This is a genomic window from Gammaproteobacteria bacterium, from assembly GCA_014075255.1.
Lineage (GTDB): Bacteria > Pseudomonadota > Gammaproteobacteria > UBA4575 > UBA4575 > JABDMD01.
The window spans coordinates 859,197-875,022 of the sequence record CP046178.1 but is presented as its reverse complement, the minus strand read 5'-3'; the positions used below and the strand labels follow the sequence as shown (position 1 = coordinate 875,022).

The following is a 15,826-nucleotide window of genomic DNA, read 5'->3' as shown; positions in this document are numbered from 1 at the left end:
TTTAAATTGCTATGAATATAGCTCGTATTATTGCTCAAAAATTTGGTTATGAATTAGAAAAACCAAAGATTATTGAGCTTACACTTCGGACGCATCTAAATAACCTTTTTCAAAATTATGAAATTGATTTGGTTTTTGATGTGGGTGCGAATAAAGGCCAGTTTGCTAAGATGTTACGTGCTAATGGCTATCAGGGTTTAATTTATTCTATAGAGCCGGGTAGTGTTGCATTCAATAAGTTAAAGGCAACAAGTCGTTCAGATGCAAAATGGAAAGCTTATAATTTAGCTCTGGGTGCAGATTCCTGTGAAGTTACAATATCGATTTCTGAGCGTGACCGATTAGCTTCTCTTCATAAATTTAGTGAATTTGGCAAACTGCGTTCAGGCAAAGCATCTAAAATATTAAGACAAGAGCGGGTTGAAATGATAACGCTCGATGAATTTATAAAACGTGAGTCCATTTCAATAAGTAAACATAATTGTTTTTTGAAAATAGATACTCAAGGGCATGATTTTGAGGTATTTAAAGGCGCACAGCTATGCATAAGTAGCTTAATAGGATTGCAGACTGAGATATCACTTAAATCAATATACGAGCATGTCCCGCCTTATGGAGAGGTTCTAGGGTTTTGTCAGCAGAAAGGATTTAATATCTCTGGTTTATATGCTGTAGATCGAGATGGAACAACGTTAGAGTTGATTGAAGTTGATTGTGTAATGGTTAAACCATAGGCAGGTTGTTTCCAGAGTTAAAAGCAATACTTTAAGAGAAAGTAAGTTTGGAATTCGAGATTAATCTAGTCTTGATCAACATATATAGAGACTTAATAAAAATCTTCAAATATTTTGTTCGCAAAACAGCAAGTGGATATTTTGATATTGCTGATAAATAGCATGAAACAGACTTTTTATAATCTTCAATATAATAGTAAGAACGACTGGCGGGTAGATATTTAGTCGAAATAAAATAATTTTTATGTTTCTTGTGCTTGTTATCTAAATTGGAGTCACCAAATAAGGCTTCTACACAATTAACTTGAGATACTGCTGCTTTTGTATGATTATTTCTTAAACTAATTTCACTATCTCTTCTCTTGTTAACGAGAATTTCTTGTAAAGAGAAGCATTGATCACTGACAGCTAGAATTTTTGAAATTAACACATAATCTTCACCTACGTGTAAGTTTTCTGAGAACATATACTTATGCAGCAGAGCTTTTCTTATAATAGTTGCACCAATAGTGATTCCGCGAACTTTTCTCTTGATGAAGTTCTTGAAATTGATATGCCTAGATAAACTTAATTTACTAGGGAATTTGTCTACGATCTTATCAATATATATAGCTGCATAACCACCAAATAGCATGTCTATATTAGGATTTCTACTAATGTATTGTTCAATAATCTGTAGAGAGTTTTTAATTAAGTAGTCATCAGCATCTAAAAACCAAATATATTCGCCATTTGCTTCAGCAATTCCATGATTTCTCGCGCTAGATACTCCCATATTTTCCTGCCAAATGTACTTTATAGAACAATGAGAGTGTTCACGTATAATTGTTTCAACAATATTTCTTGTGCTGTCGGTTGATCCATCATCAACAATTAAAATTTCACTATCTAAGTGGTTTTGGTTTATAACAGATATAACACATCTATATAGAAACTGAGAATAGTTATACGAGGTTATAACAATAGAAAGCTTCATTATAATTAAAACACCAAAGTAATTAGAAAAGTGCATATGGAATGCACGCTTCCTAATATACTTAGCGAACTTAATTATAAGATGATTAGTAGATTACCAAATGGTAATAATTAGTATTACTTTAGATATGTAATTTGTATACGTGTAATAGAATGAATTGCAATATTAAGAGTTAGAATTTACAAGTTCGGAACATAGGGAGTCGTTATAATCTAAAAAATGGAAATTATATTCTTCTGTGGGCCACTGTCCTACAAACACATAGCCTTCCAAATATTTTAATCTACCATATTCAAACCAAAGTGAGAATTCGGCACCTGCATGCGTGTGCGGATGTTCTGCATAAATTTCAAACACTTTACGTTTGCTCATGGTGGTTAACGTGGTGATCGTATTTGGCATTCTAAATTTAGTAATGAAACCTACATTTGTAATTTGTCTTGATTCGACGCGTGCTTGAGAAATTTGTGTGGATAAAAGAATTTGATGTTTGTTAGATCGAGATCCAAATAAATTTAATACAGTATTTTCTAAAGGTGTGATCTGTTTGTCCATGATTTGGTTATATGTTTTAATTTTATTAAATATGTGGCGAACTAATGTCGTTCGCCACACTTGTCAAGTAAATTAATTTGAGGTGAACTCAATAAGTTCTACACGATCACCAGTTTCCAGATCAATTTCGACAATTAATCCAGTGCCAGGTAGGTAGTATTTATTTTCATTCGCTTCAGCGTCCAATGGAGTGAAGTCGTATGTCTGTAGACAGTTACCATTGCAGGATCCGCCCGGGGAGGTTTCTGTTGCATCAGTTGCTAAAATTTCAATAACATCTTCAGCATCACCCCAGAAAACTTCTTGACGATAAAATTCACCAACTTCTGGAACTGAAGGAAGTAAAATACCTGCTTTTGCACCGTCACGTCCGGCTTTCCATGATCCTTCTGTATCGACGAGCTCTGGAGTTTCAGGTTCATCACCTTCGAATAGCTCAAAGTTTTGTGAGATTTCGCCACAGTACCAAACATTTCCATAGATATCCTGCGCATACCAATCATCTGTAATTTCTACGACTTCTTCATCCACTTCTGCAACATCAATAACGGTTACACAAGTGATGCCATCAATGAGTTTGGTTTGATCCGTAACTGTTACTGTTACTGTTTCGGTTTCTTCTTCACCTTCATCTCCAATAGATGTGCCTTCATAGACCCATCTGTTACCTTCGACAAGTGGGAAGTAAGGGTTAGGGCTGACACTATTACCAATTTCAGTGGGGTTAATAAAATACTCAGCAAAATTTTCACCAAATGGTGGGTCGTATGGTTCTTCGCCAATGCTATTGCATAAATCTTTGCGAGCTCGAAATACTTCGCGGCATTCTTGATGCCCTTCGCGTTGAGAAATTCTTGTTTCTCGCAAACAGTCACGTTGATCGCCGTTATTTGATTCATTTAAGCAAACTGCAATTCCAGCTAAATAGTCATCTCTGACTTCAAAACCACATGAGTATTTTAAAAACTTTGCAGTTTTTGTGCATGTGCGTTCCTTTTTATTATAGTGATTTGCGTTGCTGTTGGTTGTGGTAATGCTAAATACGACTAAAGATAGTGCAATCAGTAGTTGTTTACTAAAAATTGAATGATGCATGGTTTTCTCCCGTACTTAAAAATAATTACGAGATTTAAATTACTTGAGGAACTTAACCAATTGCTGTTTTTTGAATTATCAATTGGTAATGATTATTAATTGATAATATGTTCTAAATATTTGAATGCAACGTAATTGTCATCAAACCTCGCTAGGTTTGCAGAGTTTATTTTTGGATTATCGCTAAGGCACATCTTAATTTTATTAGCAATGTCAGTGATATTATTAGTCTTAGCTAAGTACTTTTTTAATTCACCAATAAGAATTTCATTAGGTCCAGACATGCAATCTGTGCTTACTACAGGGACTCCACAGATCAATGATTCGACTATAGTGTTGCCAAATCCTTCGTATTCAGATGTAACTACGACCAATTTTGCCTGTTTTATGAAAGGGAAGGGGTTGTCTTGGTGATCAATGAAGTGGACTTTATGGCTTATATTTAATTTTGATGCTAATTTTTTCAATCCGTTAAAGTGCTTTTGATTAGATCCAATAATAACTAGATATTCGCTTATATTCGATAAAGCATAAGCATTAAGCAATACATCAAATCTCTTTTGTTTTGATGCTCTGCCTGCAGCAAGTATATAACCATTCTTTGGATTGAAGGCGGGTGTAAATGCATTAGATTTCTTTTTTATATCCTCAATATCGAATGGGTTGTATACACAAAATATATTTTTCTTATTAACAGAGAAATTATTGATTAAATCATCTCTTACACCATTAGATACGGTAAGAATAGTTTTTCCTCTATAAATATATTTAATACAATACTTGCTGATTGTATTTTTAATATAACTAGTGGTGTTTAATAGACTGCGTGACTTGGTATTATGTGCAACAACTACATGTGGGAAGTTAACTTTACAAAATGGGTAATACCTCATCCCATGGAAGAAAACTTGATGGTAATTATTGTGAGAAAATATTTTTTTTTCAATTAATTTAGAAAAAAACGAAGAATATAAATAATAGTAAATTACATCAGTAAGAAATCGCTTATGGAATTTTCGTATATATTTTCCTAATAGAGGCCGTCGAGATAGACCAAAAACATTTATTGCGACAACATTAACATTGTTTGGTAGTTTGGGGATATTATTGCAATCCCATACGATAATATCAATATTATGACCTGAATTGGCCATGGTCTTGGATAATTGTATTACGACTGTTGTAATACCAGTTCGATCGAATGTTCCAAGAACGTGAGCAATTTTCATGTATATATAATCTGAGAAATAATTTTATCTCAAATACCAACATACAGAACTAATTTAACTAAAAAGTTATTTGTGCATTATCAATTGGTAATAGAATAAGAGTTCAATGCGGAGCAGGGAAAGTGATGGTGAATTTGCTGCCTTTATTTGGCTTACTTACAACTATAATGTCACCATCATGTGCGCGAGCAACTGCTCTTGCATAACTTAAGCCAAGACCGCATCCAGTTGTTGTGCGACTACCATCACAACGATAAAAACGATCAAAAATCCTTTCTTGTTCTAACGATGGTATTCCTACGCCAGTATCCGTTATATCAATACGTAGAGCATCAGGATTGTTCGTTAGTACTACCTTTATGTCACCGCTACTAGGGGTATATTTTAGTGCATTGTCTAATAAATTGGCTAACATGCGTTGTAAACTCTGTTTATTGCCTTGAATATAACGCTCTAATTTGTTTTCGAATGATAATGTAATACTTTTTTCTGTTGCAGCGGGCTCAAATAACTCACAGACTTCTTCAATTAAATGACCTAAGTTTACTTGTTCGCGTGTGCTATTAGAGACCCCTGCTTCAGCTTCTGCTATATCAAGAGTTGTATTTATCATATTGATTAAACGGTCACATTCCGTAAGTGTGTCGACTGCAGCGGTCTTATATTCTTTAATAGAATCAGTACCTGATAAGGCGCTTTCAGATATAGCTCTGATCCTTCCTAGTGGGCTACGAAGGTCATGTGCAATATTATCTATCATCTCGCGCATTTCAGTGATCAGGCTATTTATTCGTTCTGCCATGTTGTTAAATGTATCAGCTAGAATTTGAATTTCGTCTCTTTGGGAATGTATGGCTACACGATGTGTAAATTCACCTTTTTCTAATTCTGCTGCTGCATGACTAACTTCATTTATACCTTTAGTAGCTTGTTTGGCTACCTTCCAACCTGCATATGTAGCTATAGGAATCACGATTAAAAATAACGGTATAAATACCAATGCGATTAATTCCATTAGTTCACTCTTTTCTTCAGTAGATTCTCCTTTTTGTAGAATAATATTTGGCGCAACAAGGCCATAAACAATTCTTGTAGCGTGGTCCTTACTTTTGAATTGAATGGTTTCTAATATGGGCTTAGGATGAGAGAGAATTGTTTTTTGTAAAATTGTTTGAATAGTGTGCATACCATTCCACTTCGATAAATCAGATGTGAACAGCTCTTTGCCCTCTTTATTAAGTAATCTTATAAATTCTTTGTCGCTGTCTTCGTCTAATGCTTCATTTTCTATTTCATGTTGTATCTCAGAGAATCCGCCTTTTTCGTACATTGCTCTAAATTCAGATACTTCTTCAATTAAATCTTCATCTATGCGCGCATTAAGTGTTGTCTTTACCATTAAGTAGAAAATAATTAGTGCCGCAAGCAATATGAATATGAAAGTGGCTACATACCATAACGTCAATCTAAATGATAAAGTGTTTGGAAGTTTAAACATCACCTTCTTTGAGTATGTATCCCAAGCCCCTAACAGTGTGGATTAGTGGCGTATTAAAGCCTTTATCAACTTTTTCTCTAAGTTTACTAATGCGCGCCTCTACAACATTAGTGCCTGGGTCGAAATCATAGTTCCAAACACGTTCCATTATCATTGTTTTAGAAACTACATGGCCTGTATGCCTAATTAAATATTCAAGTAATGCAAACTCCTTGGGTTGGAGGTCAATTCTTTTGTCATCTCGTACTACGGTGCGAGATAATAGATCCAACGATAAGTCATTAATAGTCAAACTAGTTGGTTCTACAGTATTGTTCGATCTACGTAGTAAAGCTTCAACTCGTGCTAATAATTCACTAAATGAAAATGGTTTTGTTAAATAGTCATCGCTTCCATGTTGAAGACCATCTATACGATCATCTACTGTTCGCTTAGCACTTAAAATGATAATAGGCAGGTTGATTTTTTTTTCGCGTATACGATCAATAATAGCTAAGCCATCAAGCTTAGGAAGCATTAAATCAATTATGGCAAGATCATATTGTTTGCTGACAGCTGCATTTAGGCCTATTTGACCATCTTGCATATGATCAATAACAAAACCTGCCTCTTTCATTCCTTTTTGAATGAAATTTGCAATCACTTGATCGTCTTCAATAAGTAGTAATTTCATAGATAAAATACCTCTGAAATGCTTGTGGTTAAATTAAAGCATCTCTAGTATTGGTTCTAGGTAATAGGATACGCGTATTCAATATATATTACTAAATCCTCAAGTGTTGTATTGTTAACAGTAATGCAATAATTATATTTGAAACATTACCATCTGGTTAACTTTATATATGTTTATATTTGCTACAAATATACGGACTAAAATATTAAAGTATTTAACCAAAGTTTGTTTTGTAATAGCTTTATTAGCGAATTGCGGAAATCTTTTTGCGACTGAAGACCAAATAATTGAAAATAAAGCTTTATCGAATGAACACTCTAACGCAAGAATTTATCGTAGTCCTGAGGAAAGGCGTGAGGCAGGATTAGGAACTGCATTAACGGATTGGCTTAAGTTTTCTGGCTTGCTGGAAATAGAGAAGGAATACTTTGAAGATAATTTTAAAAACGATAAAAAGATACGAGAATATGGAGATACCACGCCTGCACTACAATTTACATTCGAACTCTCGTTCACAGAATGGTTTGGTGCAGAATTAGTTTATGAGCTTGAATATGACAATAATCAAAAAGATGGTAAGTGGGATGAGGCGTTTGTATTTTTTGATTTTGAAAATATTGGTCTTGGAATTGAGGCAGGGAGAGTATCGGCACCTTTTGGGGAATACTATAGTCACTTCATCACGGGACCGATGCTTGAGTTTAGTGAAACCATCAAAAATGGTGTGATCGTAGATTACTCTATATACGAGGCATTTGAATTTTCACTGTTTGTTATAGATAGCGATGTAGAAAAGCAGAACAAGTCAAGCGAATATGATTGGGGTGCTTTGCTAGAGTATGTTTCAAATAATGAAAATATTAGATTCGGATTAGGTTACTTGTCAGATCTTTCAGAAAGTGACGAGCGATTTCTACGCGATGAAAATTATTTTTATCAAGAAAGAGTTTCTGCCTGGAATGCTTTTGTTTTATTCGGGTTTAATAAATTTGAAATAACTACTGAAATAACACAAGCAGCCAATAGATTTAAAGAGTTTGATAATCAGGAAGACAGGCCTGAAGCCTACAATATTGAATTTGCTTATTTTCCTAATCCAAATCTACAATTTGCAATAAGGTATGAGGGTAGTGAAGAATTTTCTGAAGAACCTGGTAAACAATACGGCATGAATGTCACTTGGCGACCAGCTAAAAGGATAAATTTGTCTTTAGATTACTTGCATGGTGAGTATAAAAACAATTTTGTTTTCGACGATGACGATAATGAATTAAATGACCGTGATCTTGTCGCAGTTCAGTTTAGTATAGAGTTCTAGATTACTTTGTAACCTCTAATGAATAAGGTAAGTCCATTATAGTTACTGCACGTCCGCTTAACGAGTCTATGTGTAAATCATCAGCATTTTCTTTTTCGGTTCGCATTACTGCCAGTGCTTGGCAGTCATCACTGCTTGATTTTTGTGCGCTAACTATTTTACCTACGGGTTGTTCGCCATCTTTGATTGAAAAAATATTGGTTCCAGGTGATGGGCAATTCTCACTATTAATACTAATTCGATACATGCGGCGATTCGGTTTGCCTAAGTAATGTGTACGGGCGACAATTTCTTGCCCTGGGTAACAACCTTTTTGAAAATTGACGCCTCCGATGAGTTCTAGGTTAACCATCTGAGGGATAAAGGCTTCGCTTGTTTCTGCAGTGATTTGCGGAATACCATTTTGAATGTCTTCCAATTCCCAAACTATTGAAGAGGTTTCTAAGTTTGCTGATAAAGATTCTTGTATTGCTGTTGCGTTTTCAGGTTTACTTATAATAATAACTCGAGAGTTATCACTTGGAATTCGAATGATAGTGGTTTCATTTGTTTGTTCTGATTGATCTACTTTCCCAGGAATTGATAGATTGTTTTCTTTTAGAAATGAATCTGTGTCTGGACCTGCTAGACCAAATAAAGAAAATTCGTCAGATACATCTGTTAAATCAACTTTTGCCATAAGTTTAAACATGGTGAGTTTTTTTAAGGTTGCTTCAATGACATCTCTAGGCATTAGCAAAAAGTAATCGTTACCTCTCATGAAAACTCGAAAGATAGAAAGCATTCTGCCTTTTGGATTGCAGTAGCTACTGAGTTGGCTGATATTTTCGGTTACTAGATTTAAATCATTTGTGAACTGACCATGTAGAAAAGTCTGAGTTTCTTCGCCACTAGCTCGAATAAGGCCAAGATTCGATAAATCGCATAAATAGGTTTTGTTCATATTAAATTGTTTAAAATGTAGTCAAACTAAAAATAATCGTACATATATTTGTATTAGTTGCTCTGCTATAGGGTTAAATCTAGCATAAAACAAAGGATTAAAATCATTTAAGCGATTGTAATTATTCGCATTTCTTTAGAGATATGTTCAATATCGGTCATCAATCGGGTAGTATTCAGACCATAATAAATCGATTTAATTGCCTCTATACTGCAACGGTTATTTTACCTACGAGTAATATTAGGTAGAGGCATACATCACTAACATTCTAAAGAGGAGTTATATGGCTAACTTTGAGCGGCCATTATCGCCACATTTGCAGATATATAAGTGGCCTTTAGCCATGGCGATCTCAATTTTGCATCGTATCACTGGTGTTGCACTTGCTATAGGTGCTGCGCTAATGGTTGCAATATTCGTTGCTATTGCTGCTGATCCAGAATGTTATGAGTGGATACAAGGAATTCTCACCAATAAAGTGGGTAAAGCATTTCTTTTTCTTTGGACCTTTGCACTTTTTTTGCATCTCTTTAATGGCATTCGTCATTTGTTTTGGGATGCGGGCTATGGCTTTGAGAAAAGTACGACAACCAAGTCGGGTGTATGGGTAATTATTGCTAGTTTTATACTTACCTTCGCCGTATGGGGTGCAGCTTATTACTGCACGAACGTATAACCATTTTATAATCGAGAAAAATTAAACTAGAGTATTTATGTCATTACGAACACCATTATCACAAGCAAAAGGTCTAGGGTCAGCTAAAGAAGGTGCTAGTCATTGGTGGCTGCAAAGACTAACGGCAATAGCGCTAATCCCACTAGCAATTTGGATGGCTTTTGCTGTAGCGATGTTAGGTGATGCCAGCTATGAAACCGTAGTCGCTTGGTTGCAAACACCCTATGTAGCCGTTTTACTTATTTTGTTTGTTGCAGCAACCTTTTACCACACGCAGCTTGGTCTACAAGTAATTGTAGAGGACTATGTGCACGGCTGGTTAAAAGTAGTCACAATAATTCTAATTAATTTTCTTTGCATCGCATTAGCAGTAGCAGGAATTGTTGCATTGCTAAAAATCTTTTTATAAAAATATTTAACTTATGAGTAAAGCTTACAATGTAATTGAGCATGCCTACGATGTTGTGGTGGTAGGTGCTGGCGGAGCAGGTTTGCGCGCAACTTTAGGTATGGCAGTGAGTGGTCTATCTACTGCGTGCATTACAAAAGTGTTTCCAACACGCAGTCATACCGTGGCGGCACAAGGTGGAATGAGTGCAGCCTTAGGCAATATGGGTGATGATGATTGGCGCTGGCATATGTATGACACGGTTAAAGGTTCTGATTGGCTGGGCGATCAAGATGCAATTGAATATATGTGTCGCGAGGCCATTCCTGCGGTTGTGGAGCTTGAGCATTACGGCGTTCCGTTTTCTAGAACTGACGCAGGTAAAATTTATCAGCGGCCGTTTGGTGGAATGACCACGCACTATGGTGAAGGTATTGCGCAGCGCACTTGTGCTGCAGCGGATCGAACAGGTCATGCGATTTTGCATACTCTTTATCAGCAGTCTTTAAAGCACAATGCGGAATTTTTTATTGAGTATTTTGCGACTGATTTGCTAATGGATGATGATGGCACTTGTAAAGGTGTTATGGCGTGGGATTTAGCTACAGGTGATTTACATATTTACCGTGCTCACATGGTGTTACTCGCTACGGGTGGTTACGGTCGGACTTATTTCTCTTGTACTTCAGCACACACTTGCACAGGAGATGGAAATGCCATGGTGTTACGTGCCGGATTGCCGCTTCAAGACATGGAATTTGTGCAGTTTCACCCAACCGGAATTTATGGAGCAGGCTGCTTAATTACTGAAGGTGTGCGTGGAGAGGGTGGTTACTTAACAAACTCTGAAGGAGATCGTTTTATGGAGCGTTATGCTCCTAACGCAAAAGATTTGGCTTCTCGTGATGTGGTGAGCCGCTCCATGACGGTTGAGATTAATGAAGGTCGCGGTATCGGTGAAGAAAATGATCATATTCATCTTCATTTAGAACATTTAGGTGCAGACGTTATTAATGAGAAGTTACCTGGTATTGCAGAGTCGGCAAGAATATTTGCAGGAGTAGATGTCACTAAAGCGCCAATTCCCGTGATTCCTACTGTGCATTACAACATGGGCGGTATCCCAACTAACTATCAAGGTGAAGTGGTCACACTTAAAGATGGAGACCCCGATACCGTAATTCCTGGATTGATGGCAATTGGTGAGGCTGCATGTGTATCTGTGCATGGTGCAAATCGTTTAGGTTCAAATTCATTACTAGACTTGATTGTATTTGGAAGAGCGGCTGCAATACGCGCAGCAGAATTGGTTAAGCCAAAGCAACCGCATAGCGATTTAAAGAATGGTGCGGTAGATAAAGTATTAGATCGATTCGATAAGCTACGGCATGCCAATGGTAGTGTGTCTACAGCAGACCTACGCATGGAAATGCAAAAGACTATGCAAAATCATGCTGCAGTGTTTAGAACAGGTGACTCAATACAAAAAGGCTTAGATAAACTGAGAGCCTTAAATGATCAAATGGATGATTTAAAAGTTACTGACCGCTCAATGATTTGGAATACAGATCTGGTTGAGACATTAGAGCTTACCAACTTAATGCCACAAGCATTGGCCACTGCGCAATCTGCGTTGAATCGTACCGAGAGTCGTGGAGCACAAGCGCGCGATGATTATCCTGATCGTGATGATGATAATTGGATGAAGCATTCTTTGGTTTCGGTAGATGAAAAAGGCAACGTTACAATAGACTATCGTCCGGTACACATGTATACACAAACTGACGATGTTGAAGTTGTTCCACCTAAACCACGCGTATATTAATTAAGGGCGTATTAGAGAGATTCCACTATGGCGCAATTTACACTTCCTGCAAATTCGGTTGTTAAACCTGGTAAAACGTTTAAATGCACAACCGGCAGTAAAAATATCAAGAAAGTAACGGTCTATCGTTTTGAGCCTGAGGCAGGTGAAAATCCGCGTACCGATATCTATGAAGTGGATATGGACGAATGTGGCCCGATGATTTTGGATATTCTCATTAAGATAAAAAATGAGATTGATCCAACTTTAAGTTTTAGAAGATCATGTCGTGAAGGTATATGCGGTTCTTGTTCAATGAATATTAATGGTTCAAATACACTGGCTTGTACAAAAGCTGTAGATGACTATAAAGGTGATTTGAAAATCTACCCATTACCTCATATGCCAGTAGTTAAAGATTTAGTGGCTGATATGACAAACTTCTATGCTCAATACGCATCAGTTAAGCCATGGATGCAATCTGATTCACCGCCCCCACCAGATCGAGAGCGTTTGCAATCTAAAGAAGACCGAGAAAAGCTTGAAGGCTTGGAAGAATGCATTCTTTGCGCATGTTGTTCTACAAGTTGCCCTAGTTATTGGTGGAACAGTGATCGTTATCTAGGTCCTGCAACATTATTACAAGCTTATAGATGGATTGCAGACAGTAGAGATGAGGCGACAGGTGAACGATTAGATGAACTAGAAGATCCATTCAAGTTATATCGTTGTCATACTATTATGAACTGCACTAACACATGTCCAAAAGGATTGAATCCTGCTAGGGCCATTGCTGAAATTAAAAAGCTAATTGTAGAGCGACGCGGCTAAACAACTAATTATTCCTAAGTGGAAAATCTGCAAAAGCTAGCTTGGAGATGTTGTAGAGGCACAAAAGAGCTGGATGTTTTGATGCAACGATTTCTAAATAACTACTACCAAACCGCTAGTGGAGACTTGCAACATGCTTTTGAGCGCATGTTAGATATGCAGGATCCTGAGCTATATGATCTTCTTGTCGGTCGACAATTGTCTGAAGATCAAAATATTAATAACGTGATTGAACACATCTATCGATAATTTCAGTATCATACTGAAACCTTCTAAAGTTTTGCTTTTAAGCTTAAGTTTGCTTTATCTTATAGCACTTATTTCTATTTTGTTTTTATCTTTGTCTGTTTTGTTTAAGGTAGTTTTAGTATTTATAGTTTTGATAATGGCTATTTATACAATTAAGCAATACGCGCTGTTAAAATCAGAGAATTCAATTTATAAACTTAGATGTTCAAGTAATAATAAATGCCAAATTGAATTAAAAAATGGCAAAGTGCTTCAGGCAAAATTAATTTCAGCGGAGTGGTTGTTTAATTATTTTGCAGTATTATTGTTGCAGAATAATACAAAGAAGTTTAAAGCAACTATCGCAAAAGATTCAATGAGTCAAGAACAATTATACGCTTTACGCTTATACCTTCGATCCTTTAATAAGTAACGATAAGTAAAACATATTTCACACATTTGTAACTTTGTGAGAGACTTCAAACTATGCAAAACTATTTTTGCATAGAACTTGTTGTAACTATTTTAATAGATTATTTAATGAGGTAGTGGATACAAATGCCACAATAGATTGATGATGCAAACCCTTCGACAAGGACGTATGCCAAGAAATAGTTTGGTAGCACCATTGCCTAATTCATTTTCTGGGCTGATGGAGATGTATGAGGGTAACTATATTCGCTTACGTAAACTACTTGGCGATAAAGACAGTATGCCAGCGGTTGCTGTATCTAGAGTCGACCATGGTATGGATCTATACCTCCAGGTCTTGGAACAGACCAAATATACCGCAACCATTGCCTTAACCTATTATTTTTCAGATGCCGAAGAAGGCTTTCTAGCTTATCCAAATTTAAAGCTAAGAATCTATTATGACGCCTTACAGGCTGAGGTCATGAGTCAGGCCTATAAGCGTCGAGACCCTAATTTCCATGCCTTCAACCATAAAGTGGACCCAACACTTCTAAAGCGCTGGAGAATGAACCGCTTTCTATATAAATGGCTTTCTTACTGTGACCGTCAAGGTCATAGCTTTCAGGTCGGGGCTACGTCTGGCCAAAACCAACTAATCACCAAAAATGTCGAAATACCATTGCAGGATAAGGCTAGTTCCAGTACTATAATTGAGTGAACAAATTATCATTATGTTGTAACTTGTTGATATTTAAGAATAATAATAATTCTCAGAATTTGGTTCAGTCGACATTTTCAATACACTAGTTGGTGTTAAAATAACCGCAAGATTAGTGGTTTTGGTTCGCTAAACCAAATTTATGCCATTCAAGGTAGAAGGTGAAGGATATGAAACTCTCAACAAAAGCGCGTCATGCAATTACTGCAATGATGGACTTAGCAATAAATGATAACTATAAGCCCGTAACACTGGCAGATATTTCACAGTGCCAAGGTATTTCTTTATCTTATTTAGAACAGTTATTCGCTAAATTACGTAAAAGTGGTTTGGTAATAGGTGTACGTGGCCCAGGTGGCGGATATCGCTTATCAAGATCGCCAAGCGAAATTTCGGTTGCTCAAGTAATCAGTTCAATTGACGAAAACGTACAACCTCAACAAGAGCATACAGAGCTTTCCGTTCAGTTTGATGATCGTTGCATTACTCATCATATTTGGGACGAGCTAAGTACTAAGATTTACAATTACTTAGACGGTGTTTCTCTAGGTGAGTTTACACAGAAACCTGAGTATCAAGCGCTTAGACAACAAGCTACAGGTGGCAACAGAAGCCATATGTTCCCGAAAAGGACTGCAGCTTAAATAAACTAGTTGGTTTTTACAGCTATTATTCAAAAAAGCCCGCAACAAGCGGGCTTTTTTGTGTCCGCTATATTCCTGGCTACTCAATAAGACTATTATAAATCCTATAAAAAATAGAAAGTATGGAGAAGTTATGAAGCAAGAAGTCACTGTTGATGGGTTGAAAATCAATATAAATATCGAAGAAAGCGGTAGTGGTGATACCACGTTGCTGATGGTGCATGGTATTCCTACGAATGCGAGATTATGGAGACATGTGCAAGCACAGCTTCCACAATATCGTACCCTTGCCATGGACATGGTGGGTTACGGGCAGTCCGATATGCCATTAGATAAATTTAAGCACTCGTTTATGAATCAAGCGGAGGCTGTGAAAGGCGTTATTGAGGGCCTTGGATTAAAAGGCAAAGTTATACTAGTAGCTCACGATCATGGTGGCGGTGTCGCACAAGTATTTGCAACGAAGTATTGCGATTATATTTCTCGTCTCATATTAATTAATCCGGTTTGCTTCGATCAATGGCCAGTATGTGAAGTAGAAGCATTGGCTGGATTGGATGGAGCGCCAGATGAAGTGTTGATGCAAGCATTGCCACAGGCGGTTGCAGGATTCCCTGCATTGATGCGCATGGGTAGCTATGATGGCGCGCCTTTTACCGATAAAAACTGCAAACAAAATTATTTACAGTTTTGGGGACGTGGTCCAGACATTACAGGATTTAAGTCCTTAATTCGTATCTCTGCCGACCCGCAAAATTCAGATACTGATGTGGATCATAGTAAAATTACGTGTCCTACCATGGTGATGTGGGGAGTGGCGGATAACTTTATGTCATGCTCGGCAGCTGAAAAACTAAAAGAAAGAATTACGGGTCCAACACGGGTGCAATACATAGAACGTGCCGGTCATTGGGTACAGGAAGATCGCCCGGATGAAGTTGCAAAGTATATAAATGACTTTGTAACGGAATGGGATGGCGTGAACCTTTAAACTTATTTCTGATATGCGAGTTATTATTCTATAACTCGCATTATTTCAGAAACTTCCAGCATGTAAATGTGGATTTTCTAGCTAAAAGTCTCAATTGCACATTCAAAAATA

General features: G+C 36.8%; 17 protein-coding genes. 10 read left to right on the top strand and 7 right to left on the bottom strand.

Translation table 11 applies throughout. From position 1 onward, the window contains the following. The first annotated feature begins 11 nt into the window (after nt 1-11). A complete protein-coding gene (locus GKR92_04485; GenBank protein QMU60994.1) occupies nt 12-734 on the top strand; it encodes an FkbM family methyltransferase in 723 nt (240 codons plus the stop codon). A gap of 31 nt (nt 735-765) precedes the next feature. Here the strand turns inward: GKR92_04485 and GKR92_04480 are convergent, their stop codons facing one another. The 6 genes from GKR92_04480 to GKR92_04455 all read right to left on the bottom strand — a co-directional run bounded on the left by GKR92_04480 (nt 766) and on the right by GKR92_04455 (nt 6,760). Beyond that, nucleotides 766-1,746 carry a glycosyltransferase gene (locus GKR92_04480; GenBank protein ID QMU60993.1) on the bottom strand — a complete coding sequence of 327 codons (981 nt, stop codon included), beginning with the start codon at nt 1,744-1,746 and terminating at the stop codon, nt 766-768. 129 nt (nt 1,747-1,875) lie between these two features. Next, complete coding sequence (locus tag GKR92_04475) at nt 1,876-2,265, bottom strand: hypothetical protein (protein ID QMU60992.1); 390 nt, start codon at nt 2,263-2,265, stop codon at nt 1,876-1,878. Between the two features lie 72 nt (nt 2,266-2,337). Then, complete coding sequence (locus GKR92_04470; protein ID QMU60991.1) at nt 2,338-3,360, bottom strand: hypothetical protein; 1,023 nt, start codon at nt 3,358-3,360, stop codon at nt 2,338-2,340. A gap of 95 nt (nt 3,361-3,455) precedes the next feature. Next, entirely contained in the window at nt 3,456-4,589 is a 1,134-nt protein-coding gene (locus tag GKR92_04465) for a glycosyltransferase (GenBank protein QMU60990.1), read from the bottom strand. Between the two features lie 103 nt (nt 4,590-4,692). Then, entirely contained in the window at nt 4,693-6,087 is a 1,395-nt protein-coding gene (locus GKR92_04460) for a HAMP domain-containing protein (GenBank protein QMU60989.1), read from the bottom strand. Then, the gene (locus GKR92_04455) at nt 6,080-6,760 is read right to left on the bottom strand and encodes a response regulator (protein QMU60988.1); all 681 of its coding nucleotides are present in this window, start codon (nt 6,758-6,760) and stop codon (nt 6,080-6,082) included. The genes GKR92_04460 and GKR92_04455 overlap by 8 nt, the downstream gene beginning before the upstream one ends. A 169-nt stretch (nt 6,761-6,929) precedes the next feature. On the opposite strand from GKR92_04455, the gene GKR92_04450 reads away from it, so the two are divergent. Continuing rightward, nucleotides 6,930-8,078, top strand: a complete 1,149-nt coding sequence (locus GKR92_04450) for an LbtU family siderophore porin (protein QMU60987.1) — start codon at nt 6,930-6,932, stop codon at nt 8,076-8,078. 1 nt (nt 8,079) lies between these two features. On the opposite strand, the gene GKR92_04445 is transcribed toward GKR92_04450, so the two are convergent. Continuing rightward, nucleotides 8,080-9,021: a folate-binding protein gene (locus GKR92_04445; protein ID QMU60986.1), complete on the bottom strand. Its 942-nt coding sequence runs from the start codon at nt 9,019-9,021 to the stop codon at nt 8,080-8,082. Between the two features lie 283 nt (nt 9,022-9,304). Between GKR92_04445 and sdhC the strand changes: the two genes are divergently transcribed. The 8 genes from sdhC to GKR92_04405 all read left to right on the top strand — a co-directional run bounded on the left by sdhC (nt 9,305) and on the right by GKR92_04405 (nt 15,715). Next, the gene (gene sdhC, locus GKR92_04440) at nt 9,305-9,697 is read left to right on the top strand and encodes a succinate dehydrogenase, cytochrome b556 subunit (protein ID QMU60985.1); all 393 of its coding nucleotides are present in this window, start codon (nt 9,305-9,307) and stop codon (nt 9,695-9,697) included. 37 nt (nt 9,698-9,734) lie between these two features. Continuing rightward, nucleotides 9,735-10,106, top strand: a complete 372-nt coding sequence (gene sdhD / locus GKR92_04435) for a succinate dehydrogenase, hydrophobic membrane anchor protein (protein ID QMU60984.1) — start codon at nt 9,735-9,737, stop codon at nt 10,104-10,106. Between the two features lie 13 nt (nt 10,107-10,119). Beyond that, a complete protein-coding gene (locus GKR92_04430; GenBank protein QMU60983.1) occupies nt 10,120-11,910 on the top strand; it encodes a succinate dehydrogenase flavoprotein subunit in 1,791 nt (596 codons plus the stop codon). A 27-nt stretch (nt 11,911-11,937) separates the two neighbouring features. Beyond that, nucleotides 11,938-12,720, top strand: a complete 783-nt coding sequence (gene sdhB / locus GKR92_04425; GenBank protein QMU60982.1) for a succinate dehydrogenase iron-sulfur subunit — start codon at nt 11,938-11,940, stop codon at nt 12,718-12,720. An 18-nt stretch (nt 12,721-12,738) separates the two neighbouring features. Continuing rightward, on the top strand, nt 12,739-12,969 hold the full coding sequence (locus GKR92_04420; protein QMU60981.1) for a hypothetical protein: 231 nt from the start codon (nt 12,739-12,741) through the stop codon (nt 12,967-12,969). Between the two features lie 553 nt (nt 12,970-13,522). Further along, complete coding sequence (locus GKR92_04415) at nt 13,523-14,080, top strand: DUF1249 domain-containing protein (GenBank protein ID QMU60980.1); 558 nt, start codon at nt 13,523-13,525, stop codon at nt 14,078-14,080. Nucleotides 14,081-14,250: 170 nt separating this feature from the next. Then, nucleotides 14,251-14,724 carry an Rrf2 family transcriptional regulator gene (locus GKR92_04410; protein ID QMU60979.1) on the top strand — a complete coding sequence of 158 codons (474 nt, stop codon included), beginning with the start codon at nt 14,251-14,253 and terminating at the stop codon, nt 14,722-14,724. 133 nt (nt 14,725-14,857) lie between these two features. Next, nucleotides 14,858-15,715 (top strand): alpha/beta fold hydrolase, encoded by an 858-nt coding sequence (locus GKR92_04405; GenBank protein QMU60978.1) that lies wholly within the window; start codon nt 14,858-14,860, stop codon nt 15,713-15,715. Nucleotides 15,716-15,826 lie beyond the last annotated feature (111 nt).

Excerpts from the sequence above, each read along its gene's own strand:
- GKR92_04485 (QMU60994.1), top strand. The coding sequence starts at position 12 with ATGAATATAGCTCGTATTATTGCTCAAAAATTTGGTTATGAATTAGAA.
- GKR92_04455 (QMU60988.1), bottom strand. The coding sequence starts at position 6,760 with ATGAAATTACTACTTATTGAAGACGATCAAGTGATTGCAAATTTCATT.
- GKR92_04450 (QMU60987.1), top strand. The coding sequence starts at position 6,930 with ATGTTTATATTTGCTACAAATATACGGACTAAAATATTAAAGTATTTA.
- GKR92_04445 (QMU60986.1), bottom strand. The coding sequence starts at position 9,021 with ATGAACAAAACCTATTTATGCGATTTATCGAATCTTGGCCTTATTCGA.
- GKR92_04405 (QMU60978.1), top strand. The coding sequence starts at position 14,858 with ATGAAGCAAGAAGTCACTGTTGATGGGTTGAAAATCAATATAAATATC.
- GKR92_04470 (QMU60991.1), bottom strand. The coding sequence starts at position 3,360 with ATGCATCATTCAATTTTTAGTAAACAACTACTGATTGCACTATCTTTA.
- GKR92_04460 (QMU60989.1), bottom strand. The coding sequence starts at position 6,087 with ATGTTTAAACTTCCAAACACTTTATCATTTAGATTGACGTTATGGTAT.
- GKR92_04465 (QMU60990.1), bottom strand. The coding sequence starts at position 4,589 with ATGAAAATTGCTCACGTTCTTGGAACATTCGATCGAACTGGTATTACA.
- sdhD (QMU60984.1), top strand. The coding sequence starts at position 9,735 with ATGTCATTACGAACACCATTATCACAAGCAAAAGGTCTAGGGTCAGCT.
- GKR92_04410 (QMU60979.1), top strand. The coding sequence starts at position 14,251 with ATGAAACTCTCAACAAAAGCGCGTCATGCAATTACTGCAATGATGGAC.
- sdhC (QMU60985.1), top strand. The coding sequence starts at position 9,305 with ATGGCTAACTTTGAGCGGCCATTATCGCCACATTTGCAGATATATAAG.
- GKR92_04430 (QMU60983.1), top strand. The coding sequence starts at position 10,120 with ATGAGTAAAGCTTACAATGTAATTGAGCATGCCTACGATGTTGTGGTG.
- GKR92_04475 (QMU60992.1), bottom strand. The coding sequence starts at position 2,265 with ATGGACAAACAGATCACACCTTTAGAAAATACTGTATTAAATTTATTT.
- GKR92_04415 (QMU60980.1), top strand. The coding sequence starts at position 13,523 with ATGATGCAAACCCTTCGACAAGGACGTATGCCAAGAAATAGTTTGGTA.
- GKR92_04480 (QMU60993.1), bottom strand. The coding sequence starts at position 1,746 with ATGCACTTTTCTAATTACTTTGGTGTTTTAATTATAATGAAGCTTTCT.
- sdhB (QMU60982.1), top strand. The coding sequence starts at position 11,938 with ATGGCGCAATTTACACTTCCTGCAAATTCGGTTGTTAAACCTGGTAAA.